This is a genomic window from Flagellimonas oceani, from assembly GCF_011068285.1.
Classification (GTDB): Bacteria; Bacteroidota; Bacteroidia; order Flavobacteriales; family Flavobacteriaceae; genus Flagellimonas; species Flagellimonas oceani.
Genome location: NZ_CP049616.1, coordinates 2,341,369 through 2,361,841, shown reverse-complemented (window position 1 = coordinate 2,361,841; position 20,473 = coordinate 2,341,369). Strand labels below are relative to the sequence as shown.

13 protein-coding genes, 1 tRNA gene and 1 pseudogene are annotated in these 20,473 nt (G+C 37.6%); 8 read left to right on the top strand and 7 right to left on the bottom strand.

All coding sequences use genetic code 11. The features are described from left to right. Window positions 1–87: 87 nt before the first annotated feature. The 4 genes from GVT53_RS10800 to mobB all read left to right on the top strand — a co-directional run bounded on the left by GVT53_RS10800 (window position 88) and on the right by mobB (window position 3,489). Window positions 88–161, top strand: a tRNA-Pro gene (locus GVT53_RS10800). Window positions 162–378: 217 nt separating this feature from the next. Then, window positions 379–1,614, top strand: coding sequence for a site-specific integrase (locus tag GVT53_RS10795; RefSeq protein ID WP_166248638.1), 1,236 nt, complete (start codon window positions 379–381; stop codon window positions 1,612–1,614). A gap of 262 nt (window positions 1,615–1,876) precedes the next feature. After that, window positions 1,877–2,461: a BfmA/BtgA family mobilization protein gene (locus GVT53_RS10790; protein ID WP_166248637.1), complete on the top strand. Its 585-nt coding sequence runs from the start codon at window positions 1,877–1,879 to the stop codon at window positions 2,459–2,461. A gap of 5 nt (window positions 2,462–2,466) precedes the next feature. Beyond that, window positions 2,467–3,489: a MobB family relaxase gene (gene mobB, locus GVT53_RS10785; RefSeq protein WP_166248636.1), complete on the top strand. Its 1,023-nt coding sequence runs from the start codon at window positions 2,467–2,469 to the stop codon at window positions 3,487–3,489. Window positions 3,490–3,661: 172 nt separating this feature from the next. On the opposite strand, the gene GVT53_RS10780 is transcribed toward mobB, so the two are convergent. From GVT53_RS10780 to GVT53_RS10760, 5 genes are all read right to left on the bottom strand, one after another. Continuing rightward, a complete protein-coding gene (locus tag GVT53_RS10780) occupies window positions 3,662–8,113 on the bottom strand; it encodes a sacsin N-terminal ATP-binding-like domain-containing protein (protein WP_166248635.1) in 4,452 nt (1,483 codons plus the stop codon). Between the two features lie 12 nt (window positions 8,114–8,125). Beyond that, window positions 8,126–8,821 carry a hypothetical protein gene (locus tag GVT53_RS20940; RefSeq protein ID WP_205791628.1) on the bottom strand — a complete coding sequence of 232 codons (696 nt, stop codon included), beginning with the start codon at window positions 8,819–8,821 and terminating at the stop codon, window positions 8,126–8,128. After that, window positions 8,811–9,638, bottom strand: coding sequence for a DUF6615 family protein (locus GVT53_RS10770; RefSeq protein ID WP_166248634.1), 828 nt, complete (start codon window positions 9,636–9,638; stop codon window positions 8,811–8,813). Before GVT53_RS10770 ends, GVT53_RS20940 begins: the two co-directional genes overlap by 11 nt. Further along, window positions 9,632–9,901, bottom strand: coding sequence for a restriction endonuclease subunit S (locus GVT53_RS10765; RefSeq protein ID WP_166248633.1), 270 nt, complete (start codon window positions 9,899–9,901; stop codon window positions 9,632–9,634). The genes GVT53_RS10770 and GVT53_RS10765 overlap by 7 nt, the downstream gene beginning before the upstream one ends. Before the next feature lie 312 nt (window positions 9,902–10,213). Continuing rightward, window positions 10,214–10,477, bottom strand: a complete 264-nt coding sequence (locus GVT53_RS10760; RefSeq protein WP_166248632.1) for a hypothetical protein — start codon at window positions 10,475–10,477, stop codon at window positions 10,214–10,216. A gap of 133 nt (window positions 10,478–10,610) precedes the next feature. On the opposite strand from GVT53_RS10760, the gene GVT53_RS10755 reads away from it, so the two are divergent. The 3 genes from GVT53_RS10755 to GVT53_RS10745 all read left to right on the top strand — a co-directional run bounded on the left by GVT53_RS10755 (window position 10,611) and on the right by GVT53_RS10745 (window position 14,623). Further along, window positions 10,611–11,402 carry an RNA polymerase sigma factor gene (locus GVT53_RS10755; protein WP_240904983.1) on the top strand — a complete coding sequence of 264 codons (792 nt, stop codon included), beginning with the start codon at window positions 10,611–10,613 and terminating at the stop codon, window positions 11,400–11,402. A gap of 1 nt (window position 11,403) precedes the next feature. Continuing rightward, window positions 11,404–12,501, top strand: a complete 1,098-nt coding sequence (locus GVT53_RS10750; protein ID WP_166248631.1) for a hypothetical protein — start codon at window positions 11,404–11,406, stop codon at window positions 12,499–12,501. Window positions 12,502–13,045: 544 nt separating this feature from the next. Then, complete coding sequence (locus GVT53_RS10745; protein WP_166248630.1) at window positions 13,046–14,623, top strand: sigma factor-like helix-turn-helix DNA-binding protein; 1,578 nt, start codon at window positions 13,046–13,048, stop codon at window positions 14,621–14,623. Between the two features lie 23 nt (window positions 14,624–14,646). On the opposite strand, the pseudogene GVT53_RS10740 reads toward GVT53_RS10745, so the two are convergent. Continuing rightward, window positions 14,647–15,983 (bottom strand): annotated as a pseudogene (locus GVT53_RS10740) (IS3 family transposase). Window positions 15,984–16,090: 107 nt separating this feature from the next. Next, window positions 16,091–18,493 (bottom strand): hypothetical protein, encoded by a 2,403-nt coding sequence (locus tag GVT53_RS10735; RefSeq protein ID WP_166248629.1) that lies wholly within the window; start codon window positions 18,491–18,493, stop codon window positions 16,091–16,093. A gap of 417 nt (window positions 18,494–18,910) precedes the next feature. Here GVT53_RS10735 and istA point away from each other — a divergent pair, with 417 nt between their 5' ends. After that, on the top strand, window positions 18,911–20,455 hold the full coding sequence (gene istA, locus GVT53_RS10730; RefSeq protein WP_166248628.1) for an IS21 family transposase: 1,545 nt from the start codon (window positions 18,911–18,913) through the stop codon (window positions 20,453–20,455). Window positions 20,456–20,473 lie beyond the last annotated feature (18 nt).

Genomic DNA, 20,473 nt, shown 5'->3' with positions numbered 1-20,473 from the left:
CGTCCGGTACCCAGACTGCTTGGCAGTAAGACGGAATTGAAATTTGGGTATTATTTTTTTGGATTTTTATCAGCATTTTGCTGATTTCGGGATGTGGCGCAGTCTGGTAGCGTACACGCATGGGGTGCGTGTGGTCGCTGGTTCGAATCCAGTCATCCCGACGAACCACTAAATAGGTGGTATCAAAGCACTGTCAACTGACTGATTGACAGTGCTTTTTGTTTTTATTGCATTCAATTGAATTCATTTAAAACCATATAAAAGGTGTAGAGTTCGGTGAATGGTTCGGTACGTTCATTGTGCATAATTTAGATAGCGTTTGACGCTGTTCATGGGTGTTTTACAAACCTGTTTTGTCAAACCCAAAAGTTATGTATTATGCGCAATTCCAACACTTTAAAAGTACTTCTCTTCACACGGGATATTTCAAATAATCCCCAAAAGTTGACCATTTATGCCCGTATCACCGTCAATGGGAAGAGGGCAGAAATCAGTCTGAAACGCTATGTTTCGGTGAATGAATGGGACGAAAACAAGGGAAGGCTCCATGGACTTACCCATAAGGCCCGTTTATTGAACAGCTATCTTGATGAGGTGTATGCTGCAATCATGGACACCCATAAGGTATTGTTGCGGGAAGAAAAGATGATCACGGCACAGGCAATCAAAGCCCGTTATCTAGGGCAGGACGAGCAACATAGTACCCTGCATGAACTTATCGAGTATCATAATAAAACACAAAAGAGTGTGCTCCGCCCCGGAACGATGAAGAACTATTATGGGACCAAAAAGTATCTTTTTCGCTTTTTGGAATCCAAATACAAACTCCCCGACATCCGATTGAAACAATTGAACTATAAATTCATTACTGATTTTGAACATTATCTATTGAACGGCCCACAACTCCAAAAGGGTAAGAAATGTACCAATAATGGAGCAATGAAACACTTGGAGCGTTTAATGAAAATGGTCAAGCTGGGCGTCAAGTTGGAATGGTTGGACAAAGACCCTTTCATTAACTATAAGCTCCGGTTTCATAAAACCGAACGCAGTTATCTAACGGAAAGGGAACTTAAGCGCATTGAAGAAACGGGCTTTACTGGAGCAGGATATGAAAAGGTCAAGGATGCATTTCTTTTCGCCTGTTATACTGGTCTATCCTATATAGATGTTCGGGAACTTGAAAAGAACCAACTGGTACTTGGTATTGATGGAAACCAATGGATCTATACCAAAAGGGAAAAAACATTGGAAAGTGTGAAATTGCCTTTATTGCCCAAAGCAAAAGAAATCATTGAAAAGTATTGGGACAGTCCAGAGACCGATACTAAAATACTACCTGTACTCTCCAATCAAAAGACAAACAAATATCTAAAAGAGATTGCCAAGGCCTGTGGTATTTACAAGACCATATCCTTTCATTCGGCCAGGCACACTTTTGCAACGACTGTAACCCTTTCCAATGGAGTCCCGATAGAAACAGTTTCCAAAATGCTCGGTCATACAAAATTGTCCACTACCCAAATCTATGCAAGGGTACTGGAACATAAGATAGGGGAGGACATGCAAAACCTTATAGAGCATATGCAGACCAAAAAAGCAGCCGAAGGATGATAAGGCTGTATTCATTCGGTCCCGCTTGCGGGACGAAGGAATAGCAAGAGGGTGATGCGCAAATTGCGCCATCACGGTTGTTTTCGGGTTTTCAACAAGTTGAAAACCAGTTGATTGAATTGATTTTGGAATGCTGTGCAAAATCAGGGGTTACAGTAGACTTTTCCGAAATCTACAGTAAAACCTTTGGGAAGCCCAGTAAACACTGGAAATTTTTGATGAAAAAATTGACGCAATTTCACTAAAAAACTAAATCGCACCTATGGAAAAGCAATCAACAAACGGCAGAACAAAGAAAGGAAACGGTGGTTATTCCAATATCACCATAAAGAAAGAAACGGTCACACGCTTTCGCACTTATTCCAAAAAGTTCAACAGGTCCCATAGCGATGTTTTGGATGCAATGATACAATACTTCAAGGAGAACAACCTTGACCCTTTCGGAGAGGGAACAAAGATTATCCTTGATAGTATCAAAAAATTGGAAGTGAAAATGATGAAGAAATTCGATAGGCTCATCGCCATTATCAAGAACATGGAAAAGACCAGTATCCGACCCACCTATGAAATGATGTTGATACTTTACGAAGCCTATGTAAAGGATGGGAGGAAACCCAAGTCTAGACCAATCCAATTTAAGGAAGAGCAAAAGAATTTTTTGGAGCCTAAAAACACCGTACCGAAAACAGAGCATGATAGAATGCTTCTAGAATTCAATGAATATAAAAAACGCTGCAATGAAATCCTCCATAATGTGGAAAAGGTGGAGCCTATGATGGGAAAGCCATATCTGAAAATCAATATGGGCATCGGGGATTTTGAAAGCCTGAAACATCAATTAAGATAACAACTATGTACCTTACCATCTCGGCACAGAAAATGGGCAGTACCTATAACTCCAGTGTAGGGAACTATGTGGATTATCTGGAAAAGGAAAACCAAGATAGATTGCCCGAACAAAGGGAGGAATTCTTTGACCAAGAGAACGACAGCTTAAGCCCTCAAACGGTCATCGTGGAAATAGATGCCAACACGGCCAAGTTAAGGCAGAAGGACCCAAAATTTTATTCCATAGTGGTCAGTCCCAACAAAAGTGAATTACAGGCAATTGGAAATGATCCGAACCTGTTAAGGGAATATACAAGGAAACTCATGGAGGACTATGCCAAGAGCTTTCACCGCAACCAAGAAGTCAAGGCCGAAAACTTGAAATACTATGCCAAAATTGAGCATGAACGCACCTATCGTGGCTTTGACAAACAGGTTCAGGAGAATGCAACATACCGCGGGGAGATAGCAAGGCTCAGGAACGAGATACGGAAAGTGGAACGGGGAGAATCCATTGGCAATGTCAATGAGCTTGAAAAAAGGATTAAAGAGCAAGAAAGATTGGCCCCACACAAACAGAACGGAAAATTGGTGGCCGCAGGAATGAAAAAGGAGGGGCCACAGACCCATATCCATATCATTGTCAGTAGAAGGGATGTGACGAACACCTACACCCTTTCCCCAATGGCAAAACATAAGGCTTCGGAAGTGGAACTGAACGGAAAGATGGTAAAAAGAGGTTTTGATCGGGACAATTTTTACCAAGCAGCAGAGAAGACCTTTGATAGGACAACGGGCTTTAAAAGGAACTATGTGGAATCCTATGTTGGGAGAAAGGCCCATGCCAAGGAGCCGGGGAAGTTCTTTGCCAAGGTGATGGGGTTGCCCACCAAGGAAAAGGACATGGCCTTTAAACTGCTAAAGACCATGGGAGTAAAGGCTCCCAGTATACCGACCAATAAAGTGCAAATAGCTGCCAAGATCATCAAGGCACTTGGAAGGGGAATCAATAAGGCAAGGGGCACGGGTGAGGACATGGGCTACTGAAATCCAAGAAGTAGGTTGCGCCTTATCGTGTTTTTGCTTAACGTTTTTCTGCCGAAATACTACAAAAACCCGACAGGATCCATGCGCAAAAGTTGGGGTAAGAATTTGGGGTTATTTTTTTCTATTTATAACTCGTTCGGTTTTAAAGGGAGCTTACAAGCTTACATTGGTTTTAGACTGCATATTCTTTTAATTTTATTTTCACTCTGTATTTTAAAGGCTTTAATTTACCTAGCTTATTGATATCCTTAATCGCAAATATCTTGGATTGCTTGTTAACTAACCAAATTTCATATTGTTTAGCATTTTTATAGCCAAATTCTCTTTCAGGTTCGGACAAGTCAAATGAAAATCCATTATAGTATTTACTTTCTATATACTTCATCTCATTAGCTTTATTATCAAAGTATTTAATGTCATAGTGAGCGTTTTCATTGGTTTTTGCTATGAGCTCCACTTTAGAATATAAATCTGGTTTACTTAGCAAATATTTTTTAATAACCTCCTCTACACTATTTCCTAATTTTTTCTTTTCTGTATCTGACAAGCCATTACTTGAACCTTTCGTAGCACCTAACCAGATTCCATTATTTTGTGGTTCTTGACGCTCCGTAATATTTTCAAATTCAAAATCTTCCACAAGTTCTGGTTCCTCATTAAGATTTAAATTAAATTGAGGTTCTTTTTCTTCAATGGCTTGAATATTCTTTTCGGATAGTTTTTTCTTTATATAATCGATATTACCTTCAAAGTAACTTAGGCTATTTAATAATTCATCTTTTCTTATTTGATACCTCTCATCTTCATTAAATTCTTTACTATTTTTATTCTCAATCAAATCATAATCTAGGTGTTTATCATCTTCAAAATCGAATTCAACAAATCCAAGTTTGTTCTTTAAAAGGTTCACAATTTCATTTGTAAGATTATAGCTATTCTTATTTTGGTCTAAGCTAAAATCATTTAATAAAGTTTCTATTTGGTGTAAATACTTTATAAAGTTTGCTTGCAGTTCTCCTGTACTTTTAGATAAATGATACCATACTTGATTTTTTATTTTTTTCTTATGTTTCTCATAAAATGTAGAAAGTTCCTTTGTGTATAGTGAATCAAAAGACAGTTTGTAATCTGATATTTCATTATATCTCTCAATGTCAAGATTTAAATTCTGAAAACACCCTCTAATCTTCGAAAGTTCTTCAAAATTATCATCAGAATTAAACAACAACTGTGGTTCAATTAAGGGGAAATGTTGAATGATATATTCCTCTATGTTATTTTCATTTAAATCTCTTGGAATACTGATATTTTTAAGTTTGAAAATAGTCTTCCATATTGATAATCTAACACTTATTTCACCTAATAGTATTTTTGCTTCTTCTAGTATACCATCTGCTAGTTCATTCTTTAAATCATAGATATTATCTTCTCGCGATTGCATAATTATTGTCTCAAAAGTTTTCTTCTCATCGAGTGTGTCGAAGACTTTTAAAAATACATCCGAAAGGTTATCCCTAAATATTTTTTTTTGCTTAGAATCGGCAATAGTTGAACCATTAGGGATATTAAAATAAAAGGTATTATTCTTATATATATAATTATAGGGTTCAATACTAAAAACTTCAGTGTCAATACTACATTCTAACTTAGAACAAACCTCTATTTTTAATTTATTCAATAATTGAACTTGCCCATTCTTTACATCTTCCTTAGTTATTTTATCTAATCTAAAAGCCAATATAAAGGGCTTAATTTCCTTTATAAATTTTTGGAAAGCATCTGCAATAAAATGGTTTGGCGTTTTTTCCTCTATTTTTAAATCTAGAGCATTTAAATCTTTAAGACCAAACATCTTTATAGCCCTAGAACCACCTGACCGAGACGGATAATAAAATATGGGAAATTTTCTTGTTAACGAATCTGGTAGTTGTATTCTATCACTAAAATAGATTTCGCTAGCCTTTTTAACCACAATATCATCACCTACTCTAGCATATAATTCAGTATCTAGTATTTGTTCCTCATTTTCCTTATAATGGCTTACCAATCTTTTATAAAAAACTTGTGCACCTTTTTTGTTATTTCTATTGGCAAGCTCTTGTGTCTTAGTTTTTAAATAATTTATATCTAAATCATTGAAATCTTTTTTTGCCCCAAAAAAGACAAGAATTCTATCAACCTCAAACTTATCCAGTTTTTCATTCTTTGCAAGCAAAGAATCGTAATCAACTTTGAATGGATTGAACCATTCTTGCTTTTTATTCGTAATCAAATAATTCTTGATTTCGAAAAATTCTGTTAATTGATAAAAAATTGGATTTTCAAAAGAACCTACATTTCTTTGTTTATTATAATATATGAAACTCAACCTTTCCTCTGAAGAATAAGACTTTGTGAAATTTGTAAATATTTTGATCAGTCTTTCATCTAAGGAAAGCCAACATAGAATCTGATTAATACTTGTTGAATCTTGTTTAAGAATTCTACCTAAGTTTTTTATACTATATAAGTTATAACTACGAATAGTTTGGCCATATGCTTTTTTGCAAAAAGACAGGTATTGATTACTTACGCCTCTATTTAGTTTTTCAATAATGGTAAATGGGTTCGCTCCCAGCCATTTAAAAAAAGTCTCAACCTTTTTTATGTCTTGATTTTGTAGTCCTAAATCAGCTATTGTTGCAATTGTATTTGACTCATCGTATAATTTTCCTAAAATATTGAATGACAACTGTCCAATTTCAAATTCTTTAGAAAGCACCAAGCATTTAATATCAGATAACTCGTTAGTTTGATTTAAACAAGGTATTATGCCGTCATAATCTAGCTCAGGATTATCTTCTCTTAAATTATAATTATAAAATAGCTTCTGATAAAACTCTTTGATTACTTCATTTTTATTTACCTCCGATTTTTTAAGGTAATTATTGGTCTCACTGATTATTTTCTCATTTACTATTTGAGGCTGGAATTCGTGAACATCTGAAATCTTATCCAATTTAGCTTTTAAGCTTCTAGACTTATGTGTAGCTGTTTGCAATTTAAGTTGAACTATCAACTCTCTAAATAAATCTGAATTTAAAAATCGAATGTTGGAATAAAATGGTACTTGTAAATCTTTATTATCCGTCGTTTTATCTGTATAAACAAAGTCTTCTATTTTAATTGGATCTTCTTTTTCATCAATTAAAACTTGAAACTTTTCATTTGGATATATTTCTAATAATAGACTTACTAACCTTGCTCTTTGTTTTACTGTTAATGCAACTGCCAATCGTTCTATTATTTCTCTATAATTTTTTGGCTTATTCACATATTGCTGTGGTGTAATAGGCAAATCACAAAATACTATTTGCTCACTATAAAGATGTTCAAGTTTATTGTCCGCAATAAATTCTGCGATTCTGTTTCCTAAATTTTTAGCAATTGATGCTGTAACATACTCGCCTGAAAAGATTGGGTAAACTTTAAATTTTTCCCAATAATTATCTATTAAAATAGAATAAGGCTCATAAACTTTTAAATCATCATTATTAATTGATTGATATGGCAACCAGGATTTTGTGTGTTTGTGTTTTAAATTTTCAACTAATTCTAAATGCAACTGAAACAGTTTTTTTAATACAAATGGATTGACTTTAGACTTTGTACTATGATTTCTATTTTGGTCCAATTCTAAACTAGCGTGTGCTACAAATGGTAACTCAAAGGGAATTTGAGTTTTAAAATAGTTGTATAATACTTTATCGCTAAAGGATAAATCATCATTATAGGCAATTTTAACGCTGTATTTTTTTGGTTGGCTAGAGTCTTTATCCTCGATAAGGCTTTCATCTACAATACCGTCAGAACTTATAACAAAATATATCTTTCCATTATGATTAATTTCAAATTTATTCTCAGCGATTTTCTTCCTTGAAACAGAAATTGTTTTACTTAAAAAGTCACCCTCAATTTCTATAGCTTCTATGTTTTTAAGGAATAAAAGTGTTTTTTCGCTTATTGACTTAAGCTGCTCTTTGATGCCTTCTTCATATTCTGCTTTGTAGTTAATAGTAATAGTGGTTGTAAAGGCTTTTCTATTGATATAATCTTCAATTTCACAACAGTTTAACAATGGTAAAGGATACACATTATCCTTTAAATTTCGTTCTTTTCTAATAACTGATAGTTCCTGTTCAGTATATCCTATTTTATTTAATAGAATGTCTCTTTTTAATGCCGAATCGAAAATCAAAGCAAACCCATTGCTTAAAATAGATATTTTACTTGCCCAATTAATAATTGAACGAAAACCAAGTCCTTTATTACCTATAAAATCTGACGAAACTTTAGATGATAAACCAGGGTAAAAAATAGAATCGTAACCTTTAACAGAGAACGGTTTGTTACCGTTATTGCTAATCTCTAAAAGTTGATTTCTAGTATCTAGGTGGATTCTTACTTTAGAAGCACCTTCGTCTTCACAGTTTTGAAACAACTCCAATAGTTGTCTTCCATTATAACCTTGATTGGTTTGTTTCTCAATACTGTTTAAGCTTAATAAGTTCTTTGGGTTTCGTAATTCTTCCCATCGTTTTCTTATAATCGCTTCTACTTGGTTTTTAACATTTATTCCTTCCATAAACTAAAAGCGTTAATCTTTCCTAAGAAATCCATTTAACTTCTTTTTTATCACCTCTATATCATTACTTAAATCTCGAATCAATCGTTTTCCAGAATTATGGGCAAACTCCGTATAATTTAATATGATCAGTTTTAAACCATTTTTGGGCAATTCAATTTTTCTTCGCTCATCATATCGTTTCCGTTGCTCACCTCTAGATATGCCCGATACAGTCATGCGCTTATCAAAATGAGGAACCGACTCTGAATGTTGACGTTCGTAATATTCTAAAACTAAATTCAAGGTAGGGTAGTAGGCGTCTACCGGTAATTTTGTACCCGAATCGCCTTTTAGGAAATCAAAACGATGCTGTCGTATAGCGGTTTGCTGTAAAACTTGGTCACAGAGGTCAATAATATAAGCTTCATCATTATTTTTTGCTGTAGTAGGCTTTTGTTTTGGTTGGTTGCCTTTAGTTTTTTTTTGAACATTGGCTTTTTTGAGCAGAGGAGAAGCTAAAGGTGCTTTGCCGCCAATAATAACTACACTCCTGAAATCGGCTACGGTGTAGCTTCGATTTAAACAAAAATCTGATGCATAAAATCCCCTCCTTCTAATTTTGGCTCTAATTCCTTTTTGTGCGTTGCCATCTGCTTCAAGTTTAAGGGTTATTAATTCTTCAATTTCTTTGGCTTCTTCTTTAGTAAATTCAATTCTACCTTTCATCCCTTGAATCTGTATTATCAATTATTATTTTGGCAATCGGATTCCAAGTGTCATAAGAATATAGTTCGTTAGATAAATTTGTTTCAGATGATGGATTTTCGTTTTCTAAGCTATCAACTTTTTTATATCCACTTAAAGAATTTTTAATCTCACCTATAGATTTTGCTCTGTAATTCTGCTGTTGTGAGGAAGAGGCCATTTTATGACGAGAAGATTTAGAACAGGTCAAAGCAGTCCAAGGGTATGCATATTTAGGAGTTATTTGAGTATAAGTTGGGGTTTTGGTTTTTCTTTTATAAAAATATTGAAATACTCTAGGCTCAACAATCGAACATCCAAACTGCCGTTCGTCAAAAAACCAGTACTTTTTTAAATATGGGAATGTAATATTTGTATTTCCATTATATAGGAGATAAAATGGTAGACAACCATTACTCTTAGCATAATCATAAAGCTTATCCCATTGGTACTTACTAGATGTCTTATAGCCTGTATCTAAACCCTTATATTTTTTATCATTCTTTAAAACTTTGGCTTGAAGGGCATAATGGTCATACGTGCCCATGTTGTTTTTTATATAGAGCTCAACATCATTTCCATTTACAGATTCATCAAAAGCTTTACGGATATAACAATCTGCTTTACCAGTTATATTACCCCAGTTAGTAAGTTCATAAATTAAATCGGCAGTTAAGCCAATTTCGGGAACCTCAATACCTAAATTGTGATAAGCGGCAATTTTATGCCACACCGCTTCTGAAATTCTAATAAAGAGCTGACATAAAGAGGTATGTTTATTTACTGTAGATACTAACACACCTTTACTTTACCTGTTACCACACTATTAATTAAACTACTTTTATGTTCTTGTAGCTTTGCTATTTCTTGTTCTTTAAGTCTATTAACCTCTCCCTTTAAATCAGTAATATATTCGTCAATATTTCCCAATTCACCAATTACCTTTAACAAGAATTGCATAATTGGTTTGTTTTGACAGACATTCTGTGGTATTCCTAACCAAGTTTCTCCTCTTGATATTTTGCCATTTTCACAAACTACTGTGATATTATTCTGATACATTGAACATATTATTAATTAATACTTGGGGGAGAAATCCTTTTATAATAGAATCTCAATATAAGGATTATTCTTAGTAGTGGTTTATGGGAATCTATAACAATGAAATAACCATTAATTGATGTTTGCAAAAAGGCCTCTCCCCTTACAAAATCAAGGAATTCTTAGTAAGAATGAATGATGAAGGAGTATTTCACCTTGCTCAGTAGTATTAGTTTGGTAAGTTTTGGGACTCTTGCAGCACTTCACTGCGTTCCGTTCGCTTTCTTTGAAAGATTAATTAAACGGCACTTGAAGATAATTGAGTGCTAAACTCTAATTTAATTCGGCATATATGACCTTGGTGATCATATCTGGCTCTATATCTAATAAATCAGCAAGCCTTACTATTTCCCCCATGGTGAACTTATCGGGATGGTTCAGTTTGACCATGTACCTACCATAATTTATGCCAAGTGATTTCGCTATTCTAGTCGGATATAATTCAGCAAGTGTGTACATCTTTCGAATTTTTCCCGTCTCGAACATTGAACCTATGGAAACCAGTGCAGGGTCTTTATGATCATCTTTTTTTGTCATGGGCGTAATTGTTAACCCTAAAATGACAAGTAATTCATTTATAGTATCGTAAAATATACTTATAATAAGTTAATAATTACTATTAATAAATAAATGATTACATTTGGTAAGTTATCATTAAAATTTTAATCTCGTGATTTCAAATATTGACCACAAACATCTGGAATTATTGAAGAAAGGTTGTACTTCAACTTTTGCGGAAATCTATACCAGATATCACACACAGATTTTCTGGCTTGGCAAGAGTTTTCTTGATGATGGTTTTGTTGTGGAAACCTTGGTCCAGAATGTATTCTTGAAGTTGTGGGTACATAGGGACAGTTTGGAATCACCCAAGCATATTTATTTTTTCTTGCGGTTTGTTATGAAAAGGGAGTGCATTACATATTACAATCGCCCAAAGAACAGGTTTTTCAGGAAATTCCACTCGTTGGAGTGTTATGAAAATTACCAAGACTATATGATCGGGTATGACCCTCGTGAGGATAACAACAATTTTAAATTACAGGAAGGGGAACAAGAGAAGTTCGAAAGTATCAAACTCGTCCTGCCCTTATTGGATGACAGTAAAAGACATTTGATTAATCTTTGTTTGAAACATGGCTTTCAGTATAAAGCTATTTCCAAGGTGTTGGGTAAAGGCATCAATGAAACTTGTAGGGAAATCAAGGAAGCCATTGAAGATATCAAGACCATCATTCATCAGGGAAATAAGCTCGTTTCCAGTAACAACAATACGGATGAGATAAAGTTTACTGGCGAGATGACAGAAGAGCAGACAAGGGTGCTTAAAATGCGTTGTGAACTAAGATGTTCCTTTTCCGAAATAGCCAATGAACTTAATCTCTCCCAAAAGGAAGTGCATCAGGAATTCATGATAGCATATAGGTTAATGGAAGCAAAACATCAATTACAATCAGTCTAGAATGGAAAAGTCAACCCTAAAACTCACTCGAAAGATCCAAATACTGATTGACCTTCCTACAAAAGAAGAAAAAAAGGAGGCTCTTGATAAATTGTACCAATGGCAGAACAGGTGCTTTAGGGCGGCCAACCTCATAGTGACCCACCTTTATGTTCAGGAAATGATAAGGGAATTCTTTTATCTATCGGATGGGATAAAATATAAATTGGCTGATGAAAAGAAAGATGAACAAGGAATCCTTAATCGTTCCAGGATCAACACTACCTATCGAGTGGTATCAGATCGTTTTAAAGGAGAAATCCCCACAAACATATTGTCCAATTTGAACCAGGCCTTGATTTCATCTTTCAAAAAGAACAGACCAGTGTATTGGAACGGTGAACAATCTTTGAAAAACTTTAGGAGGGATATAGCCTTCCCTTTTGACATGGAGGGTATGAGTGGATTACACTATAGTGAAGAGAAAAAAACCTTTTGCTTTCGTTTATTTCAGATTCCCTTTAAAACCTACTTAGGCAAAGATTTTACTGATAAACGAAAATTGTTGGAGCGGGTAGTTGAGGGCAAAACTAAGCTGTGCACATCGCACATCAAGCTAAAAGGTGGCAAGATTTTCTTATTGGCAGTATTTGAAATTGAAAAGGAAAGTCACAACTTAAGACCTGAAATAATTGCAGAGGCTTCTCTGTCCCTTGAATATCCCATTGTTGTTAAGGTCGGTAAAACAAGGCTTACTATTGGCACAAAGGAAGAGTTTTTATACAGAAGACTGGCGATACAATCGGCACACAGACGGGCAAAGATTGGGGCAACTTATTCCAGATCGGGTAATGGCATCAAAAGAAAACTAAAGGCAGTTGACAGACTTGGACAAACGGAACGTAAATATGTCCATAACCGTTTGCATGTCTATAGCCGGAGATTGATTGATTTTTGTGTTAAGCATAAAGCGGGAACCCTCATACTATTGAATCAGGAGGAAAAAACTGAGATTGCCAAAGAAGAGGGATTTGTATTGAGAAATTGGAGCTACTATGATTTGATGACCAAAATAGAATATAAAGCAAAGAAAGCTGGTCTCGAAGTTATAATTGACTAACAAAACCTATCGAGGGTGCTTGTACACCCGTAAGGTGAGGTCATTGGCACTCACTAAATGCGAACAGCATATACAACGCGTGGGCTCTCTTATGTGTGATTTTTACTTCAATCTAAGATAGATATTCTTTTTTGAGAAGACTAAAGAAAGGCTAAGACTATAGCATTTTTAACCCTTACTTGAATAATCTTGCTAAACTTTTTTACAGAATTTCACATTTTTCAATTCATGGAAAATTCTTACATTTAAAGCATCTCCCCAAAATTTAATTGATTCATTGAAAATTAAGCCTGACTATATAATCTGAAAGTTTATGGATATCTGATTAAGTTTTTAATTGAACATAATAATTGTTCCGTATTTCTACATGTCTTAATCAGGCAAATAATATTAAACAGCACATTTGGATTTTGCCGAGACACAGGCTAGCGCTGAAAAAACTAGGTAGCTGCTTTCTGATAAAGTTAGAACGAAATTGGGAAAACAAAAAAAGTATAAATAAAACAACTGTATTTAAAGAAGATAATATTGATTTGTGAAAAGTATGACTATTGACGAAATCTACAAAAAAGAAGAAATAAGTGTTAGGTCTTACCACATCTGTAAATACAACAAATTAAATTCTATATCAGATTTAAAGAAGTACTATCATCTCAAAAAATCCTTTGAAGGGCTTCAGAATTGTGGGCGTAAATCTAATGAGGAGTTAATTAATATATGTAATAGATATCAAGATGAAGTAACTGAAAATAGAGAAATTGAAATCAAAAAAGAGAATCCTCTAAAAAGCATAATTTTCAATTTAACTAGAGTTCAAAGAGAAGTTATAAATAGCTTTATTTTCGTAAATACTGATAGTTTATCTACAAGAAGCAAGAATGCAATCTCCATGTTTTTAAATCACAACTTAAAGGTTAAAAATTTTGCCGAAAAAATTCTTCTTACTGAAAGTTTTGACCTTGAAAACATCAAGAATGTTGGATATAAATGTGTTCCTGAATTAAAAGTCTATATTTCGATTATTAAAGATTTTTTATTAGAAGTTAGCCATACAAAAGATGAACGGTATTTAATAGCATTAAAGAATAAATTTCTAATACAGCGAACTTTCGATATTCCATTTGTTCCAAGCCAAATATTAGAATCCGAATCTATTTTTCAACTTACAGACTTTCTCTTAAATCAAAATGCATTTTTTGATGAAAATCAAACAATAATTATTAAGAAAGCCTTAAAGCTATACGATAATCAGAGAGAATTTACGCTCGATGAGATTGCTGAACAAGTTGACCTTTCGAGAGAAAGAGTTAGGCAAATCAGAAAGCTTTGTCTTGATAAATTATCTAACAAGCTACTTTTTATTTCTAATTTCAATGACGATTTATTTCAAAAATACAGCATAGATACGGAGTCCAGTTATATTGAAATTGATACAGATGTTTCAGACAAAATCAACAAATCAAATAATTCTAATTTTTCGATAGAATTTATCACTTTTATACTTTCAGCATATCTAAAAGACAGTTTTACACTTGTTGGAAATTATGAAGACGTTTTGCAACCAAAATATTTTAATTCTCGCAACAGACATAATTGGAATAATTTCTATTTAGTAGAAAAACAACTGGCTTCTGAAATTGATTTTACTGCTTTAACCAACGATATTTCAAGCAGAATATGTGATAGAATTGAAGAATCTTATTCTTTTCATTTTAAGAGCTATCTTTCTAAATTTCTAACTAAAGGCAATATTGATATTTTAGATTTATTGTTGCCAATTTGTGAGAACTTAATAAATAGTGAATTTGAAATTTATCTTGATTTAGATGAAAACCTAATTTTTAAAAGAAACACCAATCGACAAGCACACGAATACGCTTACGAAGCACTTGAACATTTAGGAAGGCCATCAAAAGTAAAAGTGATTTTTGAAAAGGTAATAGAACTTCATCCCAATTATAATACTGAGGAAGCAAAAATCAGAGTTTCAATGAAACGAAAAAATGGTTTTGTTCCAATTGGTAGAAAAAGCGTATTTGGATTAAAAAAATGGGAAAGTGAATTAGAAAATTTCAAGGGAGGAACAATAAGAGATATTGTTGTACGTCTTCAAACGAATTAGGACTGTCCCGATCCAAAGTTAAGTCATAGTTTCAACTTTTGAATTAGGTGCTCTTTCCTTCTTTTGAGCATCGTTCTTTTCTTTATCGATTTACGTTTTTCCAATATCTTTTTGTCCCTTCCGAAATATACGGCTGCCGGTGTCAGGTTGTCCAATGATTCGTGGTATCTCCTGTTGTTGTAATAGTCCACGAACTCTTCCAACCTTTCCTTGAGTTCCCCCGGCATATAGTAGTTGTCCAGTTTGATGATGTTCTTCATCGAACGGTGGTAACGCTCTATCTTGCCCTGCGTCTGTGGATGGTTCGGTTTTCCCCGGATATGCTCCATCTCCCTTTCCTTTATGAACTCCTTCAGTTCGCCACTGATGTAACAGGGCCCGTTGTCCGACAGGAGCCTTGGCATTTGCCCTTTGGGCAGCGATACCTTTTCCAATGCCCTTCCCACTGTTTTCTTCACATCCCCTGCGTTCATCGAGGGACAGAGTTCCCAATGGATAATATATCGGCTGTAATCGTCCAGAATGGTCGAGAGATAGTACCAGCCCCACCCGACGATCTTCAGATAGGTGAAGTCCGTCTGCCACATCTGGTGAACCCTTATGGTCTTGTCCCTGTACTCCTGTGAAGCGGCCATGGTATCAAAAGCAGGGGATGTCACCAGTCCACGTGACTTAAGTATGCGGTAGACACTGCTCTCCGAGATATAGTATTCCCGCTCATCGGTCATCTTACAGGCAAGTCCGCGACAGGATTCCTCCGGGAAGTCCAGGGCCATCTCCACGACCTCCGACCTAATCTTGTCGGGTATCCTGTTCCAATAGGTATTGCGTGCCCTATGGTTGGGCGCAAGTCCGTCAAAGCCACCTTCGAGGTACTTACCGTACCAGTTGTAGAAGGTGCTCTTGTTTATCCCTATTTCCTTCAATGTCCTGTTCACGCCTATTTCAGATGTCTCCACAAGCCTTATGATCTCGTATTTCTCCTGTTGGGTAAATCGCATGTACTTCCTCCATTTTACCCTAAGCCATTGGTACTTTTTTTGAGCACCCGGTTCTGGAGCAACAGTTCGGCCACCGTTTCCTTAAGCTGGGAGTTCTCCCCACGGAGTTCCTTTACTTCACTGGTATTGGCCTCGCGCATGGTGTCACCCATCAGGCGCTTCTTCCCAGCTTCCAGAAAATCCTTGCTCCAACGATAGTACAGTGCCGGGGCAATGCCCTCACGCCTGCAGATGCCGGATACCGATTCCTCGCCCTTGAGACCTTCCAGCACGATACGGATCTTTTCCTCTGCAGAAAACTTCCTCCTTGTATTCCTTTTAATGTCCTTTACGATTGATTCCGTGTTCTTCTTTGTCATTTTAAGTGATTTAAATGGTTAATGAATCCATCTTCAAGGCTAGCCTTGAAGATAACAAAACCATCACTTATCTTTAGACCAAGATCAGTCCACTTTTAGTTGAAGATTTACATTGCAGTTCCTACATTTCCTGCATTGTCTTTTACTTCTGCGTGGATGTACCAGCCCGTGCCCCCTATATTGAAGGAAGTGGTCTTGGATTGGCTATTGCTCCAAGAACTCCACGAAGGGTGTTCGGTTGCAGGTACAGAGGCGCTTTGGATTTTGGCAAATCGTTGTACATCAAAGCCACTACCTCCATTTTCATCTTGGAATACCAATTGAATGTCCGTATCGGTATCCAAGTTTCCGCTGGCAGGTGTGGCAACAATCGTTGGTGCGATATCGTCATCAATAATGCTAAGCGTACGGTAGAATGGTTCTGACCAGACCCCTGTATCGGTCTGAGTCCTAAGACTGATAATATAATCCGCAGATACATTGTTGTATGCCGAAAAATCGGTCATTGGTGTACCAGCATTATAAATTTGCGTGTCGGATGGGTTCCCATCAGTATCATAGATACGTTGGGTAACGATCCATTCCTGAACGGATAGGGTTCTTCCGTAGGGATCTACCGAATTATCTTCAATGGCGATGGTCATATTGCCAGAGTAGGTATTAAGCTGATCGGGCAAAATGTTGAACTGTGCAATTGGCAAATCAGTTGCGCCTCCGGAACCTGCTGTTTTCTCAACATAGATGCTGGAAGGACTACTCCAGGTTCCTTGGTGATCCTGTACCCTTAGCATCACAAGATATTCTCCGTCCGCTACACTGTTTTTATCGAACTGGCCATCAACCCAATCGTTTGTGCTGCCAGCGTCCACGGATTTCCATTTCCACTCCGATTGAGCGATACCATTGTTGGCGCCGCCATCCAGGTCGTAAGAGGTATTGTTAATGAATCCGGTATCGGCGCTTAAGGTAAAACTGGCCACGGGTTTTCTGTGAAAATATAAGGTGGTGGGAGCTGTGGGCATATCTTCGAAAGTGAAGGTGTATTGGCCAGGTTTTTCGTAATACTCCGGCACATCTTCTAAGTAAAGTCCATCCCAAGATACCTTTCCTGTGTTGTTGTCAAAATAGGTTTCATCGTGGGTGATTTTCCATCTTCCTGAAGGATAACTTGCATTTGCTGTGTTGGATTTTAATTGTGAAGGGTCTACATCAATCTCAACCGAAGTTCCAGCTATAAAAAATTCACCGGTCGTTACTGTTCCGAATTGATATTGTTCATAAATATATTGGGCCATATCGTCCATCCAAGTGGACCAGCTTCCTGAATCTCGGTTGACAAAAATACCCTGATCGTTATTTTGTTGTATAAACCGTTCGAATTGGGATTGGTTTGCATTCGTTCCCCATCCGATATAATGGATATCCTCGTTGATGGTACGCATCAATATTTCAGATAGGTCTTTGTCGTTGTCAAAATCTGCGACTTCAAGGTCGTCCAAGTTCACGTTAAAACGCAGTGCGCTGTTTCTCCATTGCGGTTCACGCAGCACATCCTTGAAGGCACGCAGTTCCAGTTTTTCGATATTGATATCCTTGAAATAGGCTCCCGATTGTTCGTGTACATAGAAACCATAACTCCCTTGTGTATGGGTCGTGTCATTGATGTCAAAGGACTGGATCCAATTGGTACCAGCATCGCCGCCACCACCTTTTCTGGAGATTTTGATGTTGTCACCGCTCATTTCAATTTTAAAATCAATAACCTGGCCATTGTAATAGGCCGCGAACATATCGCTTCGGTTCCCGTTCCACCCATAGGTAGCCGAACCGTTAGTCCCACTATTGGTGTTAAGGGCAAGAAGGGAAACAGATCCGTTCTCCACCTTGATGATTCCTTCCGCGGGGAATCCATCCCCTGAGGCATATCCTTGTATATTTCCACAATAGGTATGGTTGTCGATGATGTATGCATAAAAATTCTGATTATCGACCTTCCTGAAAATAAAGCCCACTTCGGCATGTACATATGGATTGTCGGAAAGGCCAAAAGTGGCGGAGATCGATCCGTCCGAAATATCACCAGTCGGGTCGTACATAGCATATCCATAACCATTGTAGCGACCAACAAAGTCGGCGGTCACACGGTTGGTGGCCGGGTCAAATGTAAAATAATCCCCAGTATATGAAGAGTGTACCGGAGGCTCAGTTCCGTTGAAGTTCATTTTATTCCAATTGTTGAAGATGTCGCTTGCATCCGCTTGATTGGAAGAAATGGAATTCCGTTGATATGCTTCAACACGTAGTTTTCCCAAAGGGATTCCCTTGGCGTACATGGCTTGCTCTAGGTCGTTCTCAAATGTCGAGAGATCTATATCGGCGGACCCCACTGTCACCATTACGTCCACATTCGGACCTTGCTGAACCGTCATATCCACAGTTTGGGCCTTGAGGCTACCAAACAGTTGAAAAAATGCTATAAATGTTAGTGTGGTTTGTAGTATTTGTTTCATGGTCGGTTGTACTATTTAAAAATTGAACTGCTGATAGGTTGGTTCATTGTCCTATGGTCAAAACTGAAATTCGAATCGAATACCGATGTACAGTTCGTAGAAGTAGCAATGTTGAAATAGGACTTATCACTGATTTTTTTGATTAGAGCCAATCCGTCGGCATTAGATCCTAGGTTACAATCATATAATAAAAGTTGAATGTTTGTACCCTGATAGACTCCTTCCAGCATGGAAAGCTCAAATTCTTGTTTTACCATTTCAGATGGAAACGCCGGACATAGTATACCACCCTCGCCGGGTTAAAGTGACCATAGCTGGCCGGACGAAAGTGACCCACCCCCGCCGGGCCAAAGTGGACCACCTTTAGATTAGATCTATCTGTAAAAAGTCTAAGTGCTTTTTTTGTTAAAAAGCACCATGGCGAACAAGCAGATAGACATGCGAAAAACAAAACTGATATACAAACTGTACACCTCCGGTACGAGCAAGCGTGGGATAAGCCAACAATTGGGCATATCCCGTGTCACGGTCAGGAAGTACATCGAATTCTTCAGGCGGTACCGTTTTACGGCCTACGAAGTGGAGAAGATGACCCTGGAGGAACTCCACGGCCTTTTTAAGGACGGGCAAAAGCGCAAGAGCCAACGTTTGCTGACCTTAAGGCAGTACTTTCCCTATTTTGACAAGGAAATAAGAAAGACCGGGGTTACCCGACAGTTGCTCTGGGAGGAATATCATGCCAAGCACCCCGATGGCTTCAAACTCTCACAGTTCAAGTACTGGTACGCCGAATGGCGCAAGGAGACCTCTCCGGTAATGCACATGGAGCACAAGGCCGGTGACAAGCTGTTCATCGATTTCACGGGAAAGAAACTCCATATCGTCGACAGGGAGACCGGTGAACTGAGGGAACTGGAGGTGTTCGTTTGCATACTGGGTAGCAGCCAATACACTTATGTAGAGGCCTGTGCAAGCCAAAAACTGGAGGACTTCATCCGCTGCACCGAGAACTCCCTATGGTTCTACGGCGGCGTACCAAAGGCCCTGGTGCCCGACAACCTGAAGTCGGCGGTTACCAAGAGCAGCCGTTACGAGCCCAAGGTCAACGAGGTGTTCGCCGACTTTGCCGAACACTACGAAACGGCGGTACTGCCCACACGTACCTATAGGCCAAGGGACAAGGCCATAGTGGAGAACGCCGTGAAGATAATCTACACCAGGGTGTTCGCCCCTTTACGCAACCAGGTATTCCACAGCATAACGGATCTCAACATGGCGATAAGGGAACTGTTGGAAAAACACAATGCAATGTCGTTCAGGGGAAGGGAATATTCCAGGCGTTCGCTTTTCATGGAAATCGAGAAGGGAGAACTGATGCCCCTGCCAGGGAAACGCTATGAGGTAAAACGCTATGCCCAGGCCACCGTACACAAGAACAGCCATATCTATTTCGGGAAGGACAAGCATTATTACAGCGTGTCCTACAGACATATAGGCAAACAGGTCAAGCTGGTCTATACCGACAGTATCGTCGAGATCTACCATAAGCACGAAAGGTTCGCCGTACATACAAGGAACAGGAAAAAATACGGATATACCACCTTGGCCGACCATATGCCATCGCACCATCGTTTCGTAAGCGAGTGGAGCAGCGAAAGGTTCATCGATTGGGCGGGCAATATCGGCGAATACTGTAAAGGGTACATCATTGCCATCCTGGAAAAAAAGCAGCACCCCGAGCAATCCTACAAATCCTGCCTCGGCGTGCTCCACCTTGCCAAAAAGTACGGAAGGGAACGTCTTGACGGTGCCTGTAGGCGTGCCTCGGAATATGGGGCGTACAATTACAATATGGTAGAGCGCATCCTCAAAAAGGGATGGGACCAGATCGATGACCATAATGATGAAGGAACGAAAATGCCCGAACACAAGAACATAAGGGGCGGAAAATACTATGAATAAAAACACTTAAAACTGGAC